Here is a 24,230-nt window from a genome sequence, read left to right as displayed (position 1 = left end):
CACCTTAATGTGCGGTATAACTCTATCTATTTATTCAAAAAAAGATGGGTAATATAGAATACACACATTCTAAGTAATCCGTCATTTATAGGACAATCCATGACCAGCGATACGAATTTGAAAAAATTATTAATCGTCGACGATAGCAAAGTATCTCGCATGATTATTCGCGCCAGAGTACAAGCCGTTTACCCAGATTGGGAAATCCTGGAAGCCAGTAACGGCACTGAAGGCATAGCCCTTAGCCAGCAACACCAACCTGATTTCTGTACGATGGACATCAATATGCCTGGCATGCTTGGCACCGAAGCTGCAGAAATTATTTTGAAAGAGATCCCGAGTATTCGGGTGGTGATTTTTTCTGCAAATATACAAGAGAGTTTTCAAGACCGAGCCTTGGCTTTGGGTGCGATATTTGTCGCAAAGCCCATCACAGAGAAATCTATAGCCGAAGCATTACGTTATTTTTTAGGATAATCGTGGAAAGCTTAACCGAACTTCATCTTGATGCATTGGCCGAGGTCTTTAACGTCGGCGCTGGCCGCGCGGCAGCCAGTTTGAGCGAAATCGTCGGGGATGAAGTAAAACTATCAGTACCCTCTATTGAGATCAAGAAATCGTCTGAAGTCGATGCGAGTGTCATGGCGTTCAACAGCATGAAATTTGGGGTAGTCAGTCAACATTTCTCAGGGCCGTTTGATGCACAGGCTCTGCTGCTGTTTACTGAGAGTCACGCACTCGAAATCGTCCGCGACATGATGGGCTCACAAATGAGCATAGAAGAATTAGCCGAATTCGAGCAGGAAGCCATGTGCGAACTAGGCAATATTATTCTAAACGCCTGCTTGTCGGCGATGGCGGATATGCTGCACATTTCTTTAGACAGCTCTTTGCCTGATTATAGAATCGCCTCGACTGATGACATTTTCAAAAGTCTTCAGAGCTCGCCGGAGCAACCCTATATTTTAGTTTTACACATTGATCTTTCTATCGAAAAACGTCATTCAGAAGGGCATTTAATTTTCTTGTTAAGCTCCATGTCTCTACAAAGTCTAGTGCAACAATTAGAGCAGTTTTTGGGAAAAATTGAATGAGTGCGTTAGAAAATTATCAGAAACAAATTTTGGACAGCATCAACATAGGGCTTATTGTCGTTGATGCTGAGGAAAATATTTTATTGTGGAATGCTTGGTTAGAAAAACACTCAGGTATCAGTGCCGAAAAAGCTTTGCATCACAAAATTGAAGCGGCTTTTGTCACAGCACCAAGCGCGGCATTTATGGCAGCTCTACGAAACAATCTGACCTATGGACTGCCAGCGGTTTTATCGAATGCCCTGCACCGCTCACCCTTAGCATTATTTAGCGTCGATGAAAATTTTCAGCAACAACTCGCCATTCATCAGTCGATTACGATCACCTCTTTAGTCACCGAAGACGATAGCCGCCGCTGTCTGATTCAGATATCTGACTCGAGCACTTCAATCCGTCGAGAAAAGATGTTGCGTTCGCATTCGGAAATATTAAAAAAGGACGCAACCACAGATAGTTTGACCAGCTTGTATAACCGCCGCTTCTTTGATGAGCATTACAAAATGTCCTTAGGTCAGGCGATCCGGCAAAAGCATCCGCTCTCGATCTTTATGGTCGATATTGATTACTTTAAACAATACAACGATTATTACGGACATCCTGCTGGCGACAAGATATTGATACAAGTTGCATCAACCTTAAAATCACAGATATCGCGCTCATCCGACATGCTGGCAAGATATGGTGGCGAAGAGTTCGTCATGGTTCTGCCAAATATGACAGAAGAAAATGCGATGCAATTCGCCAATAAATTGATTACTGCAGTAAGTCAATTAGCTTTGCCACACGTCAAATCAAGGATTGAGAAGCGCATTACGATCAGCATTGGTATCAGCACCTACGATCCGAATCAACACCGTGAAGTATCAGCCTTGATTGATGCTGCCGATACCGCCTTATATAAAGCCAAACAACAAGGCCGAAACCAAGCTTGCCTGTTGCCCTTGGATACCTTATTAGCACATCGTTTGCAAATTCATGTTGAGTAATATTGCTAGTGTGTCGGTGAATGAGTTGCGTGGCCGCATTAATGATAACCACGCAATATTGCTGGCAATTTTCCATTTTTGTTACCGCGAACGATGGCTTTGTCTATCTTCGCAATTACATCTAAATAGCGACCTTTCGCACTCGCAAAATGCGTGGTGTCATAGAACAACGGTCGGTCAGTGACATCAAAATGGTGCCCCTTTAAATCCGGGTCATTCGAATCTTGCACTACAACACGATTGATATACGCTTCGACTTCCTTAGCGTGCTCATAGCCGCGGACTGGCCATACCATCAGATCGCTGCGCTTCGCCATTAATTTTTTAAAGCGGGCGACGGTCGAAGAAGAGTCTTCCTGCAAGGAAAATATCACGTTACTGGCTTGATCAAATTCCAAACCATGGCTGAATCCACGTCCGGTACTAACGATTTTCCCACGTAAATCTTCGACACTTTTATACATAGGCTTTGGTGAGCCATAAGTGACACCCCAAACTCTCTCGATCACGACAGGCTGTGAAAAATGGTAAAGGCGTAATCGTTCCGACGAGCGCGAAAAGCCATAAATCACGCCTTCTCCATGCAGAGTCTCGAGCTGGGCGCGCTTCCATGGCAAGATAATTGGTTCAAATTTGAGGCCAGTTTCCCGCTCAAAATAAGCCAGAACTTCCATCAATTTGGGATCTGGAGCTTGCTGCTTACCTTGCTGATCCAAGTTTTCTTGTAAGAACAAACGTAGCGTTTGTTTCTCTCCCGCCTGTGCTGAACTTAAAAGCAAACAAAAACATGTATATAAGAATAATGTGAAACGAACTATGCGCATATAAAACCTGATACCTGATAAATGACTTTGGGCGTCAGTATCGCAGTGGAAGTCCTTTTGAGCAAGAAACACGCTCTGATCCTAGGTAAATTTACCACTGCGAGCAGCAGCTGCCGTCGATTCAATGCCAATAAGGAAATTAAACTTCAATAAATCAAGGCTGGATAATTTTTCAGGCAACACTCTGCTTGTTGACTGCCATGTCTTCGTAGATACTATCTATAAAATTCGTGCGCCGACAGATCCGAAAACTTCCGCTATTTAATCCACCTCAGGAGAGCTCTGAATGGAATCACCCATTATTCCTCAGAACGAGACAATTCGGCTTCAGGCTCTCCGTGAATTTGATATTCTCGACACACTTCCTGAAGAGCGATTTGACCGTTTAACCAGACTCGCGCAAAGTATTTTTGATACGGAAATCGCCTTGGTCTCATTGATTGATACCAATCGCCAATGGTTTAAATCAAGACAAGGACTAGATGCTTGTGAGACCGATCGCGACATTTCATTTTGTGGCCATGCCATCTTAGAGCATGATATTTTTCATATCCCAAATGCGTTACTAGACGTGCGATTTGCAGATAATCCGTTAGTCACCGGACCACCTCATATTCGCTTTTATGCTGGCGCGCCATTACGACCCGATGGTAAGAATAGCATAGGAACTCTATGCATCATCGATAGTCAGCCTCGTACACTCAGCATCAAAGAAAGACGGATTTTACGCGATTTGGCGGATTGCGTAGAACAAGAAATACTACAATCGCAACAAAGTCAGCAACATCATGCATTACTATCACTGACCAGAATTTCGTCGTTGATCGACCCTGACTATCAGGTCTTGCTGCGCAGTGCATTGAAAATAGCGCAAGATTTTCTGGGCATGCCGGATGCAATGATTAACCGTATTAGAAACAGCGCCTGTGAGGTGTTAATTCAATCAAGTGCAGAAGGCACTTCGGAAGGAATGTTGCTCGCACTAGAACAAACACTATGTTCAGTCACCATCGCAAAAAACAGTTTGATCCTACTCCCACAAGTACAAAAATCCGCCTATGCAGAACTAGCAAAAAAATCACCGATGGTGGTCAATGCCTATGTCGGCGCTCCCATAAAAGTAAAGCATGACATGTATGGCAGTCTGGTGTTTTTCTCTCCCAAACCACGCACACCGAATTATTTTAGCAAGGTAGAGATAGAATTTATCCAGTTATTTTCCGAATGGGTCAATAGTAAGATTCACGAATGGGAACTAGATTTATCCTTAAAATCACAACAACAGCTGGCCAAAGCGATTTCAAACGCGCAAGAGAAATTTATTCATGGGCAAGATCAGAGCAAAGCGTTTAGTGCCTTATTGCACGACATACTTGAGTTAAGCGTCTGCGAATTTGGTTTTATCGGTGAAATACTTCACAACCAAGACGGACAAGAGTACGTAAAGACTTTTGCCATCCGTTCCACGCCAAATGTTACAGAAGCACAAGCAGAGTTAGATCCCCTTTTTATCAAAACACTTCCATACAACGTCATCACCATTGCGAATTCTCCCTCAGATTTGCAGAAGCTCGATCTTTCATCTCCAAACCTTCCCGCCATACAAAATTTTTTAGGCATACCGATTTATTACAATGAAAAACTCGTCGCGATGATAGGCTTGGCGAACCGTCCATTTGGTTTCCAGCATGACTTTATCAAATTCCTAGATCCCATTTTATTAACGATAGGCCAACTGGTACAAGCAGCCAGAGTGAAAGCACAGCATACCGAGAGTGAACGTCGCTTAGCCGATATCATCAAAGGCACCAATATCGGCACCTGGGAATGGAACGTGCAGTCTGGGGATATTACGGTTAACCAGCGCTGGGCCGAGATCCTCGGTTACACCTTGGAAGAAATCGTTCCCGTGAATATGAAAAACTGGAATCGTTTTGCACATCCCGAAGACACGAAAGCTGCGCATGCTTTATTGCAACAACACTTTAGCGATGCACTCGACTACTATGAAATCACCAGTCGTATGCGCCATAAGGATGGGCACTGGGTGTGGATATTAGATCGCGGTTGCCTGATCAGTCGCACTAGCGACGGCCTGCCATTACTCATGTCTGGCAGTCACGCCGATATCTCGCGCCAGAAAGAAGCCGAAGAACAACTCGCCCATGCCTACGATTTGCTAGAACAGTCAAATACGATTGCCAAGATTGGTACATGGGAAATTGACCTCAGCAAATCGAGTATGGAGTGGAGCAAAATTACCAAACAAATTCTCGATGTTGAGCCTGACTACGTGTGCGACCTCACAACCGCCATTCAATTCTATACAGAAGGAAAAGACCGTGAATTGATTTCTCAGTTGCTACAAAAGGCAATTGAAGACGGTCAAGCATTTGACAGTGAATTACAAATTATTACGAAGACAAACAAAAAACGTTGGGTAAGAGTTGTGGGGATTAGTCAATTGAATGGTGTTAGGTGTGAACGCGTCTATGGCACGATCCAAGATATTAGTGAACGAAAAAATATTGAAAAGATGAAGGATGAGTTCATATCCACCGTGAGTCACGAGCTGCGTACGCCATTGACCTCCATTTCTGGCGCTTTAGGTTTGATGGTGAATGGTGTCATGGGTGAGATCCCAGAAAAAATAAAATCGATGCTGTATCTGGCACACAAAAATGGTCAGCGCTTAAGTTTTTTGATCAATGATTTACTCGATATGGAAAAACTTTACGCGGGTCATCTGCAATTTAAGATAGAAAGTCTGGCACTCAATCCAATTTTGCAAACTGCCGTCGAGAACAATACCGGCGCAACCATAGAGCGCATGATTTCAATGTCGATTCATAATCCACACCCGGATATCTGCATTCTGGTTGATCACCAAAGAATGATGCAAGTGCTCGCAAATTTGCTATCGAATGCGATTAAATATTCTCCGAACCATGGTCACATACAGCTACAGGTCAATCGCGATGACAGTAATGTCCGCATTACGATCAGCGATCAGGGCCCTGGTATCCCCCCAGAATTTCAGGCTCGGCTATTCCAAAAATTCGCACAAGCCGATTCATCCGATACGCGTCAACGTGGCGGTACTGGCTTGGGATTGGCCATTAGCAAGGAGTTAGTAGAAGCAATGCACGGACAGCTAAGTTTTAGTTCAACTCTAGGCCAAGGTGCGCATTTCTATATCGATTTACCAATCGATACGAAACATCAGATCTTGGCTTAAAGTTGCAACTTTAATCGCTCCACAATGTCTGAGTTCTTCGGTACTGCCACAACAGTTCGTACGTCAACAGCAGAAAGATCAATCAATAAACGCATAATAAAGCGTCAACTTCATCGAAACGCCCTGATAATAATATAGAGACTACAACATGCATAAATTAAAACCTCTCCTTGCTCTCATGACTAGCTGTGTATTTGCAGCGCCAGCGCTCGCCACGACAACTGTCGTCAATTGCGGTAAATTACTTGACGTCAAAAACGGCGTCTGGCGCGACAAAGTCAGTATCATGATTGAAGACAAAAAAATCTTATCTATCGCTCCATGGAAAACAGATAGCAACGCAATCGATCTTAGCCAATTTTCTTGCCTGCCCGGTCTAATCGATATGCATGTTCATTTATCGCACGACCCGAAGCCTCAGGTGGAACAATTGCGTGAACGTCTGACTGCAGATGCGGCTGATTATGCTTATGCGTCGATTAAACTCGCAGAACGCACTTTAATGTCTGGCTTTACGACGGTGCGCGACCTCGGCGCAGCAGACGGCATCAATATTTCTATGAAACGCGCCATTGAAGCCGGCAGTATCGTTGGACCGCGTATGTTTACCGCAGGTAAATCAATCGCAACAACAGGTGGTCATGCAGATCCTAGCAATGGCCTATCAATGGCAATGCGCAACGCCATCGGCAAACCGGGTCCCGAGCAAGGTGTCATCAACGGTATAGAAAGCGCACGCGAAGCTGTCCGTAGTCGTTATCAGGAAGGTGCTGATCTGATCAAAATCACCGCAACTGCTGGCGTGCTGAGTCAAGCGAGTAGCGGCGAGAATACGCAATTTAGCGATGAAGAGTTAAACGCTATTATCAAGACCGCTAAGGATTATGGATTTCGGGTCGCGGCACATGCGCATGGTAACGAAGGAATTAAACGTGCGTTACGCGCGGGCATCGATTCGATTGAACATGGCACTTACATGGACGATGAAGCGATTGCGCTCTTTAAAAAGAACGGCGCCTGGTATGTACCGACCATTTCAGCTGGAAAATTTGTTGCAGAGAAAGCCAAAATTCCAAACTATTTTTCTCCTTTAGTACAACCGAAAGCGGCGGCAATTGGTCCATTGATACAATCGACTTTTGCACGAGCCTACAAAGCCGGTGTCAAAATCGCCTTTGGTACTGACGCTGGCGTTTTTCCAAATGGCGACAATGCGAAAGAATTCCGTTACATGGTTGAAGCCGGCATGCCTGAATTGGCAGCGATACGAAGCGCTACACTGAGCGCCGCAGAATTATTGAATCAAAGTCAGCGCCTCGGTTCGATAGAAAACAATTTCGCCGCCGACATCATTGCCGTCAAAGGCGACCCTTTGAAAGATATTACTAAATTGGAGAAGGTTGAGTTTGTCATGAAGGATGGTGTGGTTTATAAGACGCCTATGCAAAAATAAATCCTCTTCAAGTTCAGTGGTATGCAAAGATAAAGCAGCGTTCTGATAATATTAAGTCATTATTTTGAGCGCCTTATCTTTGCTTATTACTTTCCGAATCGGTTCTCCTCCATGTTACCGTTACCAATACCCAGCACGCCCCTCCCTGCCATTCCTGAAATTGCACCCAAGCTTCCCTATGAACCATTAGAACAAGGCAAGAACTATTGGATCGTCGACGATGTTTTGCCAAATGCTACTGAAATTGCCGAACGCTGTTTTGGCCGCGAGAAATGGGAATACGGATCTCCCTATCAACCAGAAAGCTGGCCCGGAATGCGCTTTCATGGTGCCTTGAATGCAGCCGAACTAGCGCATCTGGAATCTTTGGTCAAAAAACTCATCGGCAAAGATAAACTATGGATGGAACAACCCGCTGGTGGTTTACGTCTCGATTGCAATGTCGCCCAGTTGGTTGGCGCAACAGAAAGCACACCACATCCACATACCGATAGCCGACATTTATGTCGTTACGCGTGTGTCATTTATCTGAGTCCCAATCCAGCACCCGACTCGGGTACTAGCTTCTGTCGCTTGCGTTATCCGAATGGCGCGATTGGTGGCAATATCGTGTTGGCACCGCACAAAAACTTGGTTGATGCGCTGCGTGTTCGCGCCTTGCCGATTCAAGCATGGTACGAAGATATGCGGGTACAGAATGTATTTAACCGCATGATTCTCTACAAAGCCAATTTAGTGCATTGCGCGACCGGCTACTTCGGGAAAGAGTTACGCGATAAGCGCTTGACTACTGTTTTCTTTTGGATGACTGAAGACTAACTTCTGGAATTCACATTGTCTCCCCCAAAAAAATCGGCACAAATACTATTTTTGCCGATTTTTTTTACTTTTTCAAAGTGAAAAAGCCAGATCTAATGAGTTCCCGGCCAAATCAGATACGCCAACCAAAGTCACAATATCGCCTAATGCGACGGTCGTACCGGTACCCAAAGTGACTGTGAACTGCTTGCCATCTAAACTCCAGACGGCGGTTGCGCCAGTTCCCAATATGTGAGCGTTATTGATGAGAACTTCACTCGTTGTGATCGTCCGATTGGTCGCTTCGTTAATCTGAAACACGAAGGTGTCTCCTGCATTGATAGTCAATGAACCATCTACGTCCGTATAATTAGGTAAGATCGTTGACGCTGGCATTGTGGTATCTAAATTGGTGAGTAAACTGCCGCCTGCCAGGCCCATATTGCCTGCACCATCCTGAATGCGTGCTGACAAACTCTTAACACCATCAGAGCCCCACCCAGCCGTTCCAGTAATTGTTACACTCGCACTTGCCGCAGTAATATCTGCATTGCTCAGAATATGGAATACGGGCGCAGAAAACGAAGCACCACCAAGTAATATTTCAAGCTTATCACCGACGACAGCATTGGTCCCCGACAGGCTTACAACGGCTGCGACGCCCAAGGTTTTTTCCGTCAAATTAATCCCATTCGCAGCCGCCGCTACGCTGACCGCACTTGATGGCGCATTTGGCAAAGTCGCGTCTAGTAAGACTGTGACGTTTCCGCCAGCCAGACCCGTATTGCCTGCGACATCGGTCATAATCATACTAAGAACCTTGCTTCCATCTGCACCCCAACCATCATTACTACCGATCGTAAATGTAAAATTTCCCGCAGAAACTTCACCCGCGGTAATCGTATGCGTCACGGGAACCGAAAACCCCAGCCCATCAATTAATAAAGTAGCAGCATCGCCCGCTGCTGCATTGGTGCCACCAAGATTGACCACCACAGTGACACCAACGTTTTTCTCATTCAGATTGATGCCATTCACCGCCCCTACGACGCTCATGGGCGTATTCGGAACATTCGGAGGCGTCGTATCTAACATCAATACATTGGTAGCGGCGCCCCCAACACCAATGTTGCCAGCCGTATCGATAAAACGAACACCTATCGATTTCGCACCATCGACTCCCCAACCATCGTTTGCGCCTATCGTCAATGACACTGCGTTCGCGGCAATCTCGGCTCCGGTCAACGTGTGGATGACAGGCGTTGACCATGCTAAGCCACCAATTAGCAGCTCAATTTGCTCACCTGCAAGCAAGCTTGTTCCGGTCAGATTGACATCAACCACAACACCGGCATTTTTCTCCGCGGCAGTAATGCCGCCACCAGAATTGGCTGTGACGATCACAGGATTTGCTGGTGCGGTCGGGCCAACAGTGTCGAGAGCCACCGTCAAACTGCCACCTTCAACACCAGCATTCCCAGCGATATCAATACCACGCATTGACACGATTTTGCTGCCATCAATACCCCAATTCGCAACACCTGGAATCGTTATATTGACCAATCCACTACCGACGTCCAATGCACTCAAAATTTTCGTAACCGGAGTTGAAAATGAAAGGTGATTGAGTAGAATTTCTACGCTATCACCGGCCACCATCCCGGTTCCTGTCAAATCAAGCATTACACCAACACCGGCTGATTTTTCCGCCAAACTAATGCCGTTGGAAGCAACCCCGATCACCACGGGATTTGTTGGCATTGCCGGTCCAGTGCTATCAATGATCACCGTGACAGCACCACCAGGCGCACCGATATTCCCCAACCCATCCGTAATCGTGGCGGTCAATACCTTATTGCCATCAGCGCCCCACAGCGCCGCGCCGGGTATGATCAAAGTCGCCGCATTCCCCGTAATTTCTGCGTTGGTAATGATATGGGTTACCGGAGTCGAAAACGGCACTGCATCGAGAAGTAACTGAATAATGTCGCCAGCCACAGCGCCAGTTGCACTGAGGTTCACGAGTACTGACACTCCTGCTGATTTTTCAGCGCCGCTAATACCACTGGCCGCAGCCGGCACCACCAAAGGTGTCGACGGTGGATTAGGAGCGCCGGTATCTAAAGTGACTGTCAGAGTGCCGGAATTAGATCCGACATTCCCAGCGATATCAGTAAATCGCGCCGTCAATGTTTTAGCGCCGTCAGCTCCCCAGCCATCCGTACCGCCAATCGTCACCGTCACGCTTTTGACAAGAATTTCTGCTGCGGTGAGTATGTGATTAACTGGATTACCAAAGGGCAATCCACCGATCAAAATTTCAACCAAGTCTCCGGCTACGACAGTGGTTCCGTTTAGATTAACGATAACGTCGACCCCAGCATTTTTCTCTGTGACAGTAATGCCACCACCACTATTTGCGCTGACACTCAAGGTTGTTATAGGTCCTGCGGGTGCTGTGGTATCTAACATCACATTACTTGCTACACCGCTGACGCCGATATTACCGGCAGGATCAATCAAGCGCGCAGCAATCGATTTAGTGCCATCTGCACCCCATCCTGCGGCGGTTGGAATCGTTAATGTCACCGAGCCACCGGCGATATCTAACGCAGTTAAGGTTCTTACTACCGGTGTCGAAAATGCAGCACCACTCAATGAAATTTCTACTCGGTCACCGACCACCGCACCACTTCCTGTTAAATCAACAATGACCGGAATACCAGCGGTTTTTTCTGCGGCACTGATACCGTTCAGCGCAGCAACAATGACTATGGGGTTCGTTGGTGGAATCGGCGCCGTGGTATCAAGTAATACACTCACATCGCCGCCAGGCAAGGATGTGTTTCCTCCCGCATCGGCAATCGTGGCACTTAATACTTTATTTCCATCCACACCCCAAACCGCAGTGCCGGGGATCAGCACGGTGGCCGACTTAGCAGCAATTTGTGCTGCCGTAATTTTATGAGTCACTGGCGTCGCAAAAGAAATACCATCAATCAACAGCGTAATCGTGTCACCTGCAAGTGCCGTCGTTCCCGTCAGGTCAACGACAACACTGACGCCAGTCAGACGCTCTGTATTACTAATGGCATTTGTCGCAGCCGCGACGACCAAGGGCGTCGCAACAGGATTCGGCGGCAAGGCATCTAAAGTGACACTCACCAATCCTGCTGCCGTACCCACATTGCCAGCAGTATCAATAAATCGCGCAGTCAAGGCTTTACTTCCGTCGCCACCCCAACCATCTGTCGGACCGATGGTCACTGTTACCGCTTTTGCGAGGATTTCTGCAGCAGTTAAGACATGCTTCACAGGATTTGCGAATGATGCTCCCGCAATCAAAATTTCAACGATGTCACCTGACACTGCTTTTGTTCCAGTCAAATTGACCAGCACATCGACGCCAGCATTCAATTCTGGAGTGGTAATTCCTCCTGCTGAGTTAGCAGGAACTACTAAGGCATTTGTTGGACCAGCTGGCGCGACTGTATCCAAATTGACATTCACATTACCGCCCGCAAGACCAATATTTCCGGCTACGTCAATGAATCTTACAGCGATGCTCTTGATACCATCGATGCCCCAACTAGCAGCAGACCCAATCGTCAAGTTAAGCTGTCCACTGATGATGTCATTGCTGCTGAGAACTTGACTGATACTGGGTGAAAATAGTTTTCCGTCTATCAGTAGTTCGACACTATCACCAGCGACTACGCCGGTTCCGCTCAAACTCACCGTGACAGCGACACCCGCCAATCTCTCTACATTATTTAATCCATTGTTTGCAGCGGGAATGGCTAATGCGACGCTTGGTGCATTCGGCGCTACAGTATCAAGCTTTACGATCAGATCGCCGCCTTTAGCACTTGTATTTCCACCTGCATCTTCAATTGTCGCGCTTAACACTCTATCGCCATCAGCGCCCCACACCGCGTTTCCAGGGATTAGCACGGCGGCTGACTTAGTGATAATTTGCGCTGCCGTAATTTTCTGAGTGACTGGCGTCGCAAAAGAATTACCATCAATCAAGAGAGTAATCGTGTCACCTACAAGCGCCATCGTTCCAGTCAGGTCAACGACAACATTAACTCCCGCCAGCCGTTCTGTATTACTAATGGCATTCGTCGCAGCCGCGACAACCAAGGGAGTCGCCACAGGATTCGGGGATAAGGTATCTAAAATGACATTCACCAATCCTGCAGCTGTACCCACATTGCCAGCACTATCAATAAATCGCGCGGTTAAGGCTTTATTTCCATTGCCGCCCCAGCCATCAGCCGAACCGATGGTCACAGTGACAGTTTTTGCGAGAATTTCTGCAGCAGTCAAGACATGCTTCACGGGATTTGCAAACGATGTTCCGCCAATCAAAATCTCAACGATGTCACCTGATACTGCTTTTGCTCCCGTCAAATTGACAAGCACATCGACACCCGCATTCAATTCGGGCGTGGTGATTCCACCTGCTGAGTTGGCAGGAACTACTAAGGCATTCGTTGGACCGGCTGGCGCGACTGTATCCAAATTAACATTCACATTACCGCCCGCAAGTCCTATATTTCCTGACACGTCAATGAATCGTGCAGAGAGACTCTTGATACCATCGATGCCCCAACTAGCAGCAGGCCCGATCGTCAAATTAAGCTGTCCATTGACAATGTCACTACTACTGACCACTTGAGTGATACTGGGCGAAAATAATTTTCCGTCTATCATTAACTCGACACTATCACCCGCGACTACGCCGGTTCCGCTCAGATTCACCGTGACTGCGACACCCGCCAATCTCTCTACATTATTCAATCCATTGCTTGCAGCAGGAATCGCTAATGCAATGCTTGGTGCAATTGGTGCTGCAGTATCAAGCAATACGATCAGATCACCGCCGGCAGCGCTTGTATTTCCAACCTTATCAATCAAATTAGCAGTCAACAGATGATTGCCATCACTCAACCAATTAGCAGCACCCGGAATCTTCACTGTGGCTGTTTTCGCGGAGGCCTGCGCTGCAGTAATGGTATAAATATTCGGCGTAGCAAATGGCAGTCCATCGACTAAAATTTGAATTTGATCGCCACTCACTGCACCCGTGCCAATGAGGTCAATCACGACATCGACACCAGCGTTTTTTTCTGCATTACTAATACCATTCGCAGCAGCACTGACCTTCAATATACTGGCAAGCGGATTTAGAGCTAATGTGTCGAGCGTGACACTGACTAAACCTGTGGCTGAACCGATATTTCCTGCCACGTCAATGAATCGCGCGGTCAAGTTTTTAATCCCGTCTGCACCCCAAATATTGCTTGCCGCAATGTTTAAACTCAGGCTTTTAGCAATCAATTCTTCTGCAGTAATGGTGTGGCGTACTGGTGTTGCAAAAGGATTATTTCCAATTAAAATCTCAACGCTGTCCCCTGCGAATACCGCAGCACCGACAAGGCTCACAACGACGGCAATTCCAGCATTCAACTCCGCTAAGGAAATTCCGCCAGCACCATTTGCTGGTACAACCAAGCTACCAGCGGGGCCTGCTGGTGCACTTGTATCAAGATTCACTGCAAGAATTCCGCCAATTGCCCCCACATTTCCGGCAACATCAATCACTTTGAAAGAAATGTTCTTACTGCCATCAGTTCCCCAACTTGCATTAGCGGGAATAGTTAAATTGATTAAACCATTCGCAATGTCACTACTACTCAAAATTTGCGTGATCGGCGTCGAAAAACTATTACCATTGATGAGCAGTTCCAACTTATCTGAAACTGTTGCATTTGTTCCAGCTAAGTTTAATTCCACCGCTACGCCTGCATTTTTCTCCAAACTACTGATGCCATTGATCGCGGCTGGAATTACAACAGGATTGCTAGCAGACTTAGGTGCCGTTGTGTCGACCTGGACAATAAGTGCACCGCCTGCACTGCTGAGGTTTCCAGCGGTATCATTGATCACCACAGTCAGCACATGACTTCCATCAGCTAACCAATCGGCATTGGCTGGTACTTTGATTGTGGCCGATTTCGATAAAGCTTGGGCGGCCGTAATAGTTTGTTTAATTGGTATGGAAAATGGCAGTCCATCAATAAATAAATTCAGCGTGTCACCACTTAATGCGCCAGTACCATTTAAGTCCACAACAACATCAAACCCGCTTATTTTTTCTTGCGCATTGATGCCGTTTTGCGCGGCTAGCACCGTCAGCGTTGCCGCAGTTGGATTTGGTGCAATACCATCCAAAGTGACGGTTTTGGAACCCGCAGCTAATCCTACGTTGCCTGCAAAGTCAATGAATCGGAGAGTTAAGGTCTTCACACCGTCCGCCCCCCAACCATCATTTGGTCCTATATTTAAAGACACTGTCTGCGCCACCAAATCAGCGTTCGTTAAAATATGGGTGACCGGCGTCTGGAATCCCTGACCACCGATTAGCAACTCTGCGCGGTCGCCAATTTGTGCATTGGTTCCTGCCAAGCTCGCTCTTACCTCAACGCCAGCATTTTTTTCAACGATCGAAATACCACCATCAGCGTTGGCAGGAACGACTAGAGAACTCGACGGTCCTGGAATCGCTATGGTATCAATCACCACGGGTAACGTGGCTCCAGCGGCCCCTACATTTCCCGCCAGATCGGTCACGCGTGCGCTTAATTGTTTCACGCCGTCCGCACCCCAAGCAGCATTGCCGGGAATCGTCAATGAAACAAGATCATTCGCAACATCGTCCGCGTTTAGAACATACGTAATAGGGCTTGAAAACGCACTCCCATTCAATAAAATTTCGACTTTGTCTTTCGCTTGAGCTTGAGTACCTGCCAAACTAAATTTCACCAGAACCCCGTCCGCTTTCTCCACGGTGTTAATGCCATTTAAGCTTGCTGGTGCTAGCAAATCCTTGGTCGATGCGAGTGGCGCGGTAGTATCGAGTACAACATTCACAGCTGGGCTTGCGCTACTGGTATTGCCAGCAATATCCGTGAAGCTGACTGCAATCAGTTTGCTTCCATCTAGCCCCCATGCACTGCTCGCCGGTAAAGTAATCGTCGCCTGTTTCGCTGTAATTTGCGCCGCAGTGAGTACCTGACTAAACAGAACTACAGGTGTTTGAATTCCGCTTAAAATATTCACCGTGTCGCCGGCGACAGCCCCCGAACCAAGCAGGCTGACCACGACCGCCACACCCAGTGTTTTTTCTGCACTGCTAATACCATCCTTCGCGGCATCGATGCTGAAGGTGGTAGTTTCAGATTTTGGTGCAAGACTATCCACGAGCACAGTTAGATTTCCCCCCCCCTTACTGACGTTACCAGTCTTATCCGACAGTCGCGCCGAAATGCTGCGATTACCTTCTGCCAATGACCAGGCGGGATCAAACGCAGAAATTGAGAGTACTGCGGAATTCGCGAGTATTTCCTCGGCGGTCAGGACATGCAGTGTGCTTGAGCCGAATACTTTATCATCGATGAATAACTCAACAGCGTCACCAGCTTTGGCACTGGTGCCTGTGAGATCGACCACCACGCTGATCGGACTGGCACGTTCAGGTAAACTAATGCCCGCCGTCGCGACCGGAATTTTAATCGCATTACCAGGCGCATTTGGCGCCAGTGTATCGAGATTGACGCTCACTGCCCCACCAATACCGCCAACATTTCCCGCAATATCAATCACTCTAGCGGCGAGTACCTTATCGCCATCCACGCCCCAATTTGCGGTTCCAGGTACGATGACTTCGACCATCCCCGTTACCAGATCTGCGGCCGTTATAGTCGCCAGCACTTTAGTGCTAAAACTGACTTCATTAAGTAAGATTTCAATCTTGTCACCTGCGACTGCATTGGTATCCGTAATATCGACAGATACCGCAACGCCAGCCGATTTTTCTAGCAAACTAATACTGTCAATCGCTACGCCAACACTCAAGGCAACACTCGGTGCCTTCGGTGGGACGATGTTCAAATCGACGCGTAAATCACCGCCGGGAGCGCTCGAATTGCCATTACTATCTTTCACTATGGCCTGCAGCAACTTGATACCGTCCGCTCCCCAATTCATGGTTTTTGGAATAACCAAGCCCACTTTCTTGGCACTAATATCCGCTGCACTCAATTGCTTGGTGATGGCCGTGGGAAATGAAACGCCATCGATCAACAACTCTACAAAATTATTGGCAACCGCATTCGTGCCAACCAGACTGACCAGGACGTCGACACCCGCAGCCACCTCCGTTGCACTTAAGCCATCAGCAGCGGCGGTGACGGTTAAAGAGTTCGAAGGTGCACCAAGACCAATGCCCGTCACGCCAGAACCCAAGGACTTGTTTGCAATTGCAATCGTATCAGGGTTGGCATTCACTCCCTGCATAACAGTTTTTAGGTAAGCAGGAGACAGATCCGCTTTTTGTGTGAATTGCTGGTCAACTGCGAATTGCGACACCGCTATGCGGTTAACGATATACGCCTTTCCAGCAGTACCGTCAGCAGTGTTTAGGCCTGCATTGATCATGTCCATCACTAAATTGCCGCGACTGCGACCGTCAATCATTTGCTGCTTCCAGTAATTCAAGCCCTCAAGATCAGGCGACTTACCAAAGACATTCACGTAAATAAGTGTCACGAAAGATTCGTGAGGCAAGTTAGTGGGATAAATTTCTTTCACTATATCCAAACTAAAAACTGTCTCTAGAACGCTATCAAAAGACTTACCGCTATTGAGTTGCAATAACCAATATTCAAGACCACTCTTCTCTGGCGGGCGGATAAACGCAGCCAGATACATCTTAATTAATTCATATTGATAACTGACACTAGCCATAATAACTTTCGATGAAAAATTCAGGTGTTACACAATCGTGCGACGGGAACCAAGACAAAAAACATTGGGTGTCTTGTCTGTCCATAGCTTGAGGTGCCTCGACATCAATTGACCGTTAACGGCATTAAACCAACATTACTTTACAGAAATATCAAATAGCCTTAAAGCCTGCAACATCTTGTCTTTTGCCAAGCTTATTGGGATTTACCCACCCAGAGTCAAAGAAATGATCGATCGTATTACAGCATCATGCAAAATTTCCCTACGATTCAATTAGCGTAATAAAGCCAAGAAGACCTGTCTAATCTACCAATCGGATTTCTTTTTCTTTGCATACACTACGGTAAAGCTGAGAACTTAGCTTACCCCATGGTTTCTCATTAAATCGATCAAGTACAACTTCATTATGACTAAACGCCTATCAATTTCACAACTCCCAGTTTTTCAGAGATCGGCGGCCATGTTTTTAAGCCTATGCTTAGCCGCATGCGGCGGCGGAAAAGACAGTGCAAGCACCACAACGACGACGACAGCCCCCGCCCTAGTCTCGATTAGCATAAGCCCAGCAAATCCAACGATTGCATTAGGATTAACCCAACAGTTTACGGTCACCGGTAGCTATGCCGATGGCAGCAGTGCGGCCATCACGAAAGACTTAGTGTGGAGCTCGCCAGGTGCTGTCGCGAGTATCGTGCAAACAACGGGACTGGCCACGAGCAAGACATTAGGAACAGAAACGATCACGGCGACCTCAGGCAAAATTAGCAACACGACCAAACTTGTCGTGCAAGGACCGTATGTTGCAGTAACTGCTGGCGGCAGCCATTCTTTAGTTCTAAAAGCCAACGGAAGTGTCATCAGCAGTGGTTTGAATCGCACTGGGCAACTAGGAAATGGCACCGCCAATGATCAATCTGCCATGGCTGCAATGGGTACGGTCAATACCTGGGCACAAATTGCTGCTGGTGAATTTCATACCGTCGCGTTGCGCACTGACGCCTCGCTCTGGTCGTGGGGCTTTAATCAAAATGGACAATTGGGCGACGCCAGTTTTGTCGACAAACTCAATCCCACTAAAATCGGTACGGCAAGTTGGATTGCCATCGCAGCAGGAAAATCGCATACGGTTGGGATAAAAAAAGATGGCACTTTATGGGCGTGGGGTCGTAACTTCTACGCGCAGCTCGGTGATGGCACGGTAATTGACCGGGTTGAACCGGTACAAATCGGCATCGCCAAAAATTGGACTAGTGTCGCAGCTGGAGCAGGCCACACTCTAGCACGTCGCGCAGATGGCACTATTTGGGGCTGGGGTAGTAATTTAAATGGGCAAGTTGGTACTGGCCCCAGTACCACAGTAACAACACCTACACAAATCGGTACTGCCACATGGGTGTCGATCGCAGCTGGACAGAACCATAGCCTCGCGATTCGAGCAGATGGAGCATTATTCACCTGGGGAGCAAATGACCAAGGGCAGCTCGGCAATGGCGCTTTGTCGGACCGACTCAATCCTAGCCAGATTGGCACCCAAACTAATTGGGCCTCAATTTCCGCTGGGAGCAAGCATAGCCTCGCAGTGAAGAGCGATGGCAGTTTATGGGCATGGGGGGCAAACGAGGATGGGCAGCTTGGGTCTGGCAATAACCAAACTCAATTAGCGCCTTTGCAAATTGGCGATACAAAAAATTGGAAATTTATATCGGCCGGTCTATTCCATACACTCGCCATTCGTACCGATGGTAGTCTGTGGGTTTGGGGGCGAAATAGCGATGGACAACTAGGTGACGGCAAACGTGTCAGCCTGAATACGCCTACTGTTTTACCTTAACATTGCAACTACCCCAATTGAAATAGAGAAAATGGTTGTATTAGTCCCACGTGCTTCGCTATCGGATTCGGCATCCTATACAAGGAATTAAGCTAGAATAGGTTAAAAAATAATTCAATAGCTCCTTGGAAAACGGTATTTTGCGCACTTCAATTCAATCACTGCTTATCTGCACTGTGGTCAGCTTTATCATGTCGATAGAGCCGACTGCTGCCAGACAAATTTTGCCAGCAATATCCGCTCGACCAACGGTGGCAGTTCTGATGCCAGAGCAAAAAGGCGATCGTGACCAAATTCTCCCACTTACCAAGAATGTCTTACAACTTTTCAATTACATAGAAGAATCAGCACATATCAAAATTGATATCCGTCGTTATCCATGGCGTCGTGTTTTGCACAACGGTGAAAACGGCGAAGGTCTAATTTTCGGCATTTACAAAACACCTGAGCGACTAAAGATTTTCCACTTTTCTGAACCTGTTTATTCCGACAAGGTCTGGTTGGTTAAGCGCTGTGATGACAATTTCAACTTCCAATCGATGGAGGATCTCAAAGGTAAAACGATCGGTATTGTTCAAGGCTCCAGTGCTGGTGACGAATTCGATAAGCTGGTCAATATTCTTTTCAAAGCTGAATACAACACCAGTAGCCTGGCAGGTCGGTTTTCAAAACTATATCAAAAGCGGATGGATGCTTTCTTACTATACGAACCGCGTACTAATCTCAAAGAGGTACAAAAAGAATTGAATCAACTGTATGCCGCAGAATTTGATGAATATAAGAAAAAGAAGGTAGACATCTTCTGCATCGTCCCGCGACCGGTTTCTGTCATCGATGCACATTTTGCGACGGGCCTGAGCTACGATAAAAATATTTTAGAAAAGATCGACAAAGCGCTGATACAAGCCAAAAAAAATGGTGAACTGGAACGCATATTTGCCAAATAAAATCATGACAGAGTCAATCAAAAAGCCCATGACGCATTTTCAAACTGAAATCCTCGCCCGATTTCATCGCACGGAATTTATGTACATTACCGTCGCCATCCTACTGCCAACAAGACATCCATATCACTAACATTGCAGGGGCTCCAAGCAAGTATCGCTGGGCAGAAAATTGTTGTTGGCTTCGGTGCTGACTTCCTACAATTTTTACAAGCCGAGATCCCAGGAATGAGGCATTTCCCAACTTATGCCACTACCAACATCGATTTGCATGCAGACGATAGCGATTTGTTTTTATGGTTTAAATCTGAACAGCGCGGCGATTTATTTCATATGAGGCGGCACCTAGAAAAATTGCTAACGCCCGTTTTTAGCGTCACCCATCAGATACCTGCTTTTCGTTACCAAACTGGGCATGATTTAACTGGTTATGAAGACGGCACGGAAAATCCTATCGACGACGCCGCTATTGCCTGTGCCTTTCTAGAAAGCGACCAAGCAAGCGTACATGGCAGCAGTTATCTGGCGGTCCAGCAGTGGCGGCACAATTTCCAAGTCTTTGATGCAATGAATAGTACACAGCAAGACAATATGGTAGGTCGTCGTCTACGCGACAACGAAGAGCTTGATGATGCGCCTGAAAGCGCTCACGTGAAACGGACCGCACAAGAAAGCTTTAGTCCTGAGGCATTTATTTTGCGGCGCTCCATGCCATGGGCAGAAAATAACCACGCCGGCTTGTATTTCACTGCATTTGCCAATAGCTTTGATCCTTTTGAGGCGCAGCTGAAACGTATGTTAGGCATGGAAGATGGTATCGTTGATGACCTTTTTAAAATCTCAACACCGATGCACAGCAAGTATTTCTGGTGCCCACCTATGCAAGAAAATCGGATCAATCTCAGCTTCCTTCAATTCAGCTAATTAGTCAGCGAAGAGTCAACAAGCAAAAAGCCCCGCACTGCTACTGCGGGGCTTTTTTCGGTCACTCAATTAGATCAGCAAGGCATCTCGGCATTTTTGCGTGAATAGAACCACCATGTAATCACCATGCAGCTAATGTAAAACACAATGAAGGTGTACAGAGCCATATCTGGCGCGCCAGTGATTTTGATGGAAGTACCAAATCCTTGAGGAATGAAAAAACCACCATAGGCGCCTATCGCACCAGAGAATCCGAGTACAGCAGCAGATTCTTTAGCTGCATCCAAACGCGCTTGCTTAATCGCGGCTTCGCCTTTTCCGGCAGACGCGCGCTCTCTGTCCGTTTGGAAAATAATCGGAATCATGCAGAAAGTAGACCCGTTACCCAAGCCAGTCAGAATGAACATGCCAATAAATGAGAATAAGAAAACACTGAATTGATTTGCGTGCAGAGCAGGTAATATGCCAAAAGCAATCGTCGCCGCCATCGCCGCAAATACCCAGAACGTTAAGCGCGCACCACCTAATTTATCTGACAAAATGCCACCAATAGGACGTGCGAGTGCGCCCGCCAATGGCCCTAAAAAGGCAAATTTAGCGACTTCCACTTCTGGAAACTGCGCTTTGATTAACATGGCAAATGCGGCAGAAAAACCGATGAACGAACCAAAGGTCCCAATATACAACCAACACATTAACCAATTGTGTTTGCGTCTAAAAATAATTGCCTGATCTGAGAAAGACGCTTTCGCAGAAGCGATATCGTTCATGCCAAACCAAGCGGCGATCGTTGCGACAACAATAAATGGCACCCAAATAAATCCTGCGTTCGCAAGCCAGAACATTTTATCGGTATTGGTTTTGACGTTGTGATACAAGAAACCGTCGCCCGAAATTGCAGCACCAAACACAGCAGAAGAAATCACCAGCGGCGCAACAAACTGCACCACCGACACGCCAAGATTACCAATCCCAGCATTCATCCCGGTCGCATAGCCTTTGCGTGATTTAGGAAAAAAGAAACTGATATTTGCCATACTGGAACTGAAGTTACCACCGCCCAAACCACACAACAGTGCAAGAATGAGCAAAGTTGAATAGCTCGTGGTTGGATCTTGCAGCGCGAAGCCCATCCCGATGGCTGGTATCAACAAACTCGCGGTTGAAATCGCAGTGAAGCGACGACCACCAAATACCGGTACCAGAAAGGAATAAAAAATTCGTAGTGTAGCGCCAGAGAGCGCTGGCAATGCGGTCAAGAAAAACAATTGATCTTTGGTGAATTTGAAACCTGCCTTATCCAGATTGGCAGCAACCACACTCCATAACATCCAGACAGAAAAGGCCAACATCAAGCAAGGAATCGAAATCCACAAATTGCGATTGGCGATGTTGCTCCCTTCCTTTTTCCAGAACCCGCCGTCTTCGGGTTCCCAGCGACTTAAGACGTGACTCATTTTGTACTCCCTTATTGGATAATTTAGTAACTTAGCTTCAAGGATTCATGTAAATTCAGTGAACTGCCAAGCGTTCTCGCTTGATGGCAAAGAGCCGATATCCGCCCTCCCAATGCCAACAAAAAAAAGCGCAATCCTTATCTGTTACTTTAAGGATTGCGCGGCAAATTGGTAATTCTTCGTATGGGCTTAAGACAATCTGCAAAGGAGGGAGGGGTTCAGCCAAAAGAACTAGTACGTTCTTGCATCAATGCGGAAGATCTGCGATTGGCTGCACGGATCGAATTCTTATGTGGCGTACTTTCTTGCGCTGCACTGGTGCTGGCATACGCTTTTAATGCGGTCAGGCAATTAATATTTATGCGGGAAGCACTGACACGGATCAAATCCAACTCACTGAGATGATGCAACATGCGCGAGAAAGTTTCTGGCGTGAGATTTAATAAAGAAGCGACGACATTTTTTTTCAATTCGAGTCGAATATCGTTACTTTCCTGAGTAGTGGCTACTTGTACCAGGTAATCCACGACTCTTTGCATCGCATTGTGCGATGATTGACGCTCGACACTGCGAATAAAACCAAGTAAGCGATATGACAAACCCGTCATCATCTGCCTTGCTATGGTTGGCGATTGATCGAGCAACTTAAACAGCGCGTTTTTAGGCAGACGCAATAGCAGAGAAGGCTCTAGAGATTCCGCATAAAACGGATACGGTTCTTCGAGAAACAACATCGCTTCACCGAAGCATTGACCCGGACGAATTAATTCCACGATCTTATCGCTACCGTTGGATGAAGGAATCGCCAGTTTTACCAAGCCGTACACCAAGATAAAACAAGCATCGGCAGTATCGCCTTTTTGGAACAGGCTTAGGCCTTTATCCAACTCTAGCTTCACCACTTCTTTTTTTAAACTTTCTAACTCAAACGGTGAAATATGACGAAACAAAGCTTGATTGGATAATAGTCCGTCTAGATTGATCTTACTCATTGCAAGCCCCCATCTTATTAATGTATGGAGGCAAGTGTAAATGGGCTGATCGACAGCGCCAATACGTCAATAGGACTAGATCATCATCGCAAAAGACTAAGGCCTATTAACATTTAAAACTCTCAGAAAATGAATGCATGACTATTTGAGTGGGATGTGTACGTGCGCTAAAGTTCTATTTATCCATGCCATGTTCAACCGCGTACACCGCGATTTGCACGCGACTAGTCAGATTCAGCTTTTTGAGAATATTCTGCACATGAATTTTTACCGTGCTCTCAGCGACATCGAGGTTGCGCGCAATTTCTTTATTGCTTTCACCACGAGCGAGACAGACCATAGTTTCACGTTCGCGCGGCGTGAGTCTTTCACGCTCAGGCGTGGTCGAAACATTATTCCCTGAGCGAAATTGCATCACTAGTTTGGCCGTCATGGATTCAGCAATCACAGGCTCGCCAGCGGCTGCACGTTTTATCGACTGCGTCAGATAATCTGCTTCGATATTTTTCAACAAATAACCACGCGCACCATTTTTCAATGCCGTGGTGAGATCTTCGGCTTCTTCTGACACGGTCAACATCAAGACGGCAGTATCAGGTAAATCCTCAACGATTAATTGCATGGCTTCCAGCCCCGACAAACCTGGCATATTGAGGTCCATCAAGACAACATCGGGTTTCAATTGTTTGGCACGTTTCACTCCCTCTAATCCGTCCGCAGCTTCGCCAACGATTTCAAACTCAGGATTGCGTTGCAGTAGCAAACGAATGCCACTGCGAAATAAACTATGATCATCCACCAATAAAATTTTTATACTCATGTCTCTTACTTCACTTTCTTTTGATTTCTTTTGATTTTTCTAATTTCTTCTATAT

14 protein-coding genes are annotated in these 24,230 nt (G+C 46.7%); 9 read left to right on the top strand and 5 right to left on the bottom strand.

The genetic code is table 11. The features are described 5' to 3' along the window. Positions 1-99: 99 nt before the first annotated feature. The 3 genes from ACO0KW_RS15980 to ACO0KW_RS15970 are packed head-to-tail and all read left to right on the top strand — an operon-like array spanning position 100 to position 2,080. Complete coding sequence (locus ACO0KW_RS15980) at positions 100-477, top strand: response regulator (protein ID WP_423054299.1); 378 nt, start codon at positions 100-102, stop codon at positions 475-477. A gap of 2 nt (positions 478-479) precedes the next feature. After that, complete coding sequence (locus tag ACO0KW_RS15975) at positions 480-1,094, top strand: chemotaxis protein CheC (RefSeq protein WP_423054297.1); 615 nt, start codon at positions 480-482, stop codon at positions 1,092-1,094. Continuing rightward, positions 1,091-2,080: a diguanylate cyclase domain-containing protein gene (locus ACO0KW_RS15970; RefSeq protein ID WP_423054296.1), complete on the top strand. Its 990-nt coding sequence runs from the start codon at positions 1,091-1,093 to the stop codon at positions 2,078-2,080. Before ACO0KW_RS15975 ends, ACO0KW_RS15970 begins: the two co-directional genes overlap by 4 nt. Before the next feature lie 38 nt (positions 2,081-2,118). Here ACO0KW_RS15970 and ACO0KW_RS15965 read toward each other — a convergent pair whose 3' ends face one another. Beyond that, the gene (locus ACO0KW_RS15965; RefSeq protein WP_423054295.1) at positions 2,119-2,859 is read right to left on the bottom strand and encodes a substrate-binding periplasmic protein; all 741 of its coding nucleotides are present in this window, start codon (positions 2,857-2,859) and stop codon (positions 2,119-2,121) included. 331 nt (positions 2,860-3,190) lie between these two features. Here ACO0KW_RS15965 and ACO0KW_RS15960 point away from each other — a divergent pair, with 331 nt between their 5' ends. The 3 genes from ACO0KW_RS15960 to ACO0KW_RS15950 all read left to right on the top strand — a co-directional run bounded on the left by ACO0KW_RS15960 (position 3,191) and on the right by ACO0KW_RS15950 (position 8,414). After that, positions 3,191-6,142 carry an ATP-binding protein gene (locus tag ACO0KW_RS15960; protein ID WP_423054294.1) on the top strand — a complete coding sequence of 984 codons (2,952 nt, stop codon included), beginning with the start codon at positions 3,191-3,193 and terminating at the stop codon, positions 6,140-6,142. A 148-nt stretch (positions 6,143-6,290) separates the two neighbouring features. Beyond that, a complete protein-coding gene (locus ACO0KW_RS15955) occupies positions 6,291-7,595 on the top strand; it encodes an amidohydrolase family protein (RefSeq protein WP_423054293.1) in 1,305 nt (434 codons plus the stop codon). 111 nt (positions 7,596-7,706) lie between these two features. Next, a complete protein-coding gene (locus ACO0KW_RS15950) occupies positions 7,707-8,414 on the top strand; it encodes a DUF6445 family protein (RefSeq protein WP_423054292.1) in 708 nt (235 codons plus the stop codon). A gap of 72 nt (positions 8,415-8,486) precedes the next feature. On the opposite strand, the gene ACO0KW_RS15945 is transcribed toward ACO0KW_RS15950, so the two are convergent. Next, positions 8,487-17,207 (bottom strand): DUF4214 domain-containing protein, encoded by an 8,721-nt coding sequence (locus tag ACO0KW_RS15945; protein WP_423054291.1) that lies wholly within the window; start codon positions 17,205-17,207, stop codon positions 8,487-8,489. A gap of 460 nt (positions 17,208-17,667) precedes the next feature. Here ACO0KW_RS15945 and ACO0KW_RS15940 point away from each other — a divergent pair, with 460 nt between their 5' ends. The 3 genes from ACO0KW_RS15940 to ACO0KW_RS15930 all read left to right on the top strand — a co-directional run bounded on the left by ACO0KW_RS15940 (position 17,668) and on the right by ACO0KW_RS15930 (position 20,906). Continuing rightward, a complete protein-coding gene (locus tag ACO0KW_RS15940) occupies positions 17,668-19,038 on the top strand; it encodes an Ig-like domain-containing protein (RefSeq protein WP_423054289.1) in 1,371 nt (456 codons plus the stop codon). 140 nt (positions 19,039-19,178) lie between these two features. Next, entirely contained in the window at positions 19,179-19,985 is an 807-nt protein-coding gene (locus ACO0KW_RS15935) for a substrate-binding periplasmic protein (protein WP_423054288.1), read from the top strand. A gap of 132 nt (positions 19,986-20,117) precedes the next feature. Continuing rightward, positions 20,118-20,906, top strand: coding sequence for a Dyp-type peroxidase (locus ACO0KW_RS15930; RefSeq protein WP_423054287.1), 789 nt, complete (start codon positions 20,118-20,120; stop codon positions 20,904-20,906). Positions 20,907-20,980: 74 nt separating this feature from the next. Here ACO0KW_RS15930 and ACO0KW_RS15925 read toward each other — a convergent pair whose 3' ends face one another. From ACO0KW_RS15925 to ACO0KW_RS15915, 3 genes are all read right to left on the bottom strand, one after another. Further along, the gene (locus tag ACO0KW_RS15925; protein WP_423054286.1) at positions 20,981-22,363 is read right to left on the bottom strand and encodes a NarK family nitrate/nitrite MFS transporter; all 1,383 of its coding nucleotides are present in this window, start codon (positions 22,361-22,363) and stop codon (positions 20,981-20,983) included. 218 nt (positions 22,364-22,581) lie between these two features. Next, a complete protein-coding gene (locus tag ACO0KW_RS15920; protein WP_423054284.1) occupies positions 22,582-23,355 on the bottom strand; it encodes a Crp/Fnr family transcriptional regulator in 774 nt (257 codons plus the stop codon). Positions 23,356-23,530: 175 nt separating this feature from the next. Beyond that, on the bottom strand, positions 23,531-24,175 hold the full coding sequence (locus ACO0KW_RS15915) for a response regulator (protein ID WP_423054283.1): 645 nt from the start codon (positions 24,173-24,175) through the stop codon (positions 23,531-23,533). Positions 24,176-24,230 lie beyond the last annotated feature (55 nt).

It is taken from the genome of Undibacterium sp. Ji22W (genome assembly GCF_049340305.1).
Classification (GTDB): Bacteria; Pseudomonadota; Gammaproteobacteria; order Burkholderiales; family Burkholderiaceae_D; genus Undibacterium.
The sequence above is the reverse complement of the archived record's forward strand: the minus strand, read 5'-3'. Positions and strand labels throughout refer to the sequence as shown.